This window comes from Phormidium sp. FACHB-1136, assembly GCF_014697375.1.
GTDB lineage: Bacteria > Cyanobacteriota > Cyanobacteriia > Phormidesmidales > Phormidesmidaceae > Nodosilinea.
The window spans coordinates 1-1,939 of record NZ_JACJRS010000245.1 but is presented as its reverse complement, the minus strand read 5'-3'; the positions used below and the strand labels follow the sequence as shown (position 1 = coordinate 1,939).

The following is a 1,939-nucleotide window of genomic DNA, read 5'->3' as shown; positions in this document are numbered from 1 at the left end:
GCCCTCAACCTAGACCTCCTGATCAACTTGGCCCGCTCGGCCACGGGCGAGCAACTGCGGCTGGAATTGGGTAGCCCCGAAAGCCTGATTAAGCTCTCTCCGGTGGCATCGGAGCTAGACGGGCTAGGCGTCGTGGGCTACATGATGCCCGTCAGAATCATCAGTCCCGACCAGGCCCCGTCGTGAATCGTTCAACGGCCACGTCCCGGCGCAGGTCTTAGGCTTGCGCCTTTTTCATGCCCTTTTATGCCCTCCACCCATGAACCTACACCTGAAGTATCGACCCCAAACCCTCGCTGACCTGGTTGGTCAACCTGCCGTCCAGACCTGCCTGACTCAGGCTCTTCAACGTCACCAGATTGCCCCCGCCTACCTGTTCTGCGGGCCACGGGGCACAGGCAAAACCTCCACCGCTCGCATCCTCGCTAAATCCCTCAACTGCCTCAGCCACGATGGCCCCACCGACACGCCCTGCGGCACCTGCGGCACCTGCAAAGGCATCGTGACGGGTTCGGCCCTCGATGTCACCGAGATGGATGCCGCTAGCCATGGCGGGGTTGACGATGCGCGGGAACTGATCAAGACCTGCCAACTGGCCCCGGCTCAATGTCGCTACCGGGTCATCATCATTGACGAGGCCCATATGCTGACCTCCCAGGCCCAGAATGCCCTGCTGAAGCTCATTGAGGAACCCCCGGCCCGAGTGGTCTTTATCCTCGCCACCACCGAACCCCATAAGGTGTTGCCCACCATCGCTAGCCGCTGCCTCAGCTTTGAGTTCAGGCCCATTGCCCAGAAGGTCATCAAAGCCTACCTCACCGATATCGCAACGGCGGAAGGACTCCCGGTCAAAGCCTCGGCCATTGAGGCCATCGCACGGCTCTGCCAAGGTGGGCTCCGCGATGCGCTCCAACTCCTGGCGAAAGCCGCGCTATTCGACCATGAACCCGTCACCGCCCAAGACCTCTATCGCCTGGTGGGTCAAGTCGGCACTGGAGAACTGAAAGCGCTGGTTACCGCTATCCAGACCCGCAACGTGGTGAGTCTGATGCAGGGCAGTCGAGACCTGATTGAGGCAGGGCACACCCCTGAAGCGGTTCATGGCGCGCTGCTGGAGGTCTACCATGACCTGCTGTTGCTGATTGAAGCCCCTGGCCAAACCCAACTCCTCACCAGCCTGCTCACCAAGGCCCAACTCGAACCCCTGGCCCAGGCGACCGATGCCCAACAGGTCTATCAAGCCCTCAATGTCCTGGAAGGGGCCGAACGACCGTTGCGATTTAGCCCGACCCCCCAGCCCTGGCTAGAGGCGACCCTGCTAAAGCTCATGCCCACCCGACCAACGGCTCGTCTAGCTCCTGTCACCGACATTGCACCGGATCAAGTCTGGAGTCGGGTGCTGGCCACGGCCCAACCCAAGGCGAAGGCGCTGCTCGAAACCTATTGCCAGTTGAGCCACATCGACCTGGGCCGAGGCGTCGCCACCTTAGTGGTGGATTCCGCTAAGCAAGCCACTTTGACGAAGCACAAGAACAAGGTGCAGGGCATCGTCGAGGAAGCCATCGGCCAGTCTATCAAGCTAACGCTTGTCTTTGCTGACCCCGATCCGAACAACGAAGCGAAACTCGCTGAAGTCGTAGGTTAGGAGCAAACGCTGAGTCTGGCTAATCTGCTATCGCAGACCGTGGGTAGGCTCAAACGAGGGGCGCTTTAACCCCATCGAGCGTTCCTCGCTTCTGCCCTGTTCTTTTCGCTCAGGTTCATCCAATGACCACCCTAACCCTCCCAAAACCCGATGCCAGTGGGGGAACGGTGAGGCCCACTCACCCAGCACCCCCGACCTGTGATTTGGTGCTGGGCGTCACAGGCCATCGTCCCCACAAGCTCGCGCCCAAACCCCAGTGCTACTCCAAAGCCTTTCGGGTTGATTTGACTCGGT

The 1,939-nt window shown here is 60.5% G+C and carries 2 protein-coding genes; both read left to right on the top strand.

The window, feature by feature from the left end; translation table 11 throughout:
• The coding region (locus H6G62_RS27055) for a hypothetical protein (RefSeq protein ID WP_190500920.1) at nt 1–186 on the top strand (186 nt) is incomplete at its 5' end.
• 73 nt (nt 187–259) lie between these two features.
• Nucleotides 260–1,645: a DNA polymerase III subunit gamma/tau gene (gene dnaX, locus H6G62_RS27050; RefSeq protein WP_190500918.1), complete on the top strand. Its 1,386-nt coding sequence runs from the start codon at nt 260–262 to the stop codon at nt 1,643–1,645.
• The last annotated feature ends 294 nt before the right edge of the window (nt 1,646–1,939 follow it).